Raw genomic sequence first — 772 nt, forward strand, 5'->3', positions numbered from 1 at the left:
GTATTGCATCGTGACCCACTGCGCCGAGTTCGTCGGCGCGAACAGGCCCAGATTCACCTCGCTCTCCGTGCGCTTCAGCTTGAAGTCGAAGCCGTTGGGGTTGGCGGAGAAGTCGATGGGCTGCGTCCTGTAGGTGAACCGTTCGGCTCCGGTCGTGAGGGCGATGTTGTTCGGGCGCCAGACGCCGTTGATGACCTGGCCGTGGCGAGTGGGGTTCATGCGGTGGTGCATCGTCTCCCACTTCGCGCTTACCTTCAAGCTGGACTTATAGTCCAGGTTGAAGGACATGGCCTCTTCCCGGCTGCCGATGTCCTTCAGCGAGAAGTCGAGCAGCCCCAGGCCGCCTTGATTGCCGACGGACACGTCGCCGTGGGCGCCATAATACAGCTTGCCGTCGTACTCCAGGGCCCCCTGCTTGTTCCAGCTTGAGTCGAGGTCCACGTAACGGGCGCCGACGGTCGCGTCGTATGTGGATTCGGCGCGTCCGGGCGCGGCGCACAGTCCGGCCAACAGTCCTGCAAGCATGAGGCGATTCATGGGATTCCTCCCGAAATAGTTGGGTTTCATGATTAGTCCTTGAGTCCGGCCTTCCGGTCGGAACCGTGAATCTGATTGTGGCAGTCGGTGCACCGCGCTCGCTGTTGGATGACGTTCAACGAGATGGTTTGCTGGCCGGCGGCGCCGGAGCGGGACTGAGCGTGAGGCCACCGGTGACAGCTCAGGCAGAGGTAGGGCTGGTTCTGCTTGAGGAGCTTGTCGTTGGCCGAGCCGT

Annotated in this window: 2 pseudogenes (1 of these 2 cut by a window edge); both read right to left on the reverse strand. The window is 62.3% G+C overall.

Annotation, left to right across the window (positions count from 1 at the left end):
* Positions 1-567 (reverse strand): annotated as a pseudogene (locus tag A2X88_09395) (hypothetical protein).
* Between the two features lie 2 nt (positions 568-569).
* Positions 570-772 (reverse strand): annotated as a pseudogene (locus A2X88_09400) (hypothetical protein) (it continues 228 nt past the right edge of the window).

The sequence above is a fragment of the Deltaproteobacteria bacterium GWC2_65_14 genome (assembly GCA_001797615.1).
Lineage (GTDB): Bacteria > Desulfobacterota > Deferrimicrobia > Deferrimicrobiales > Deferrimicrobiaceae > GWC2-65-14.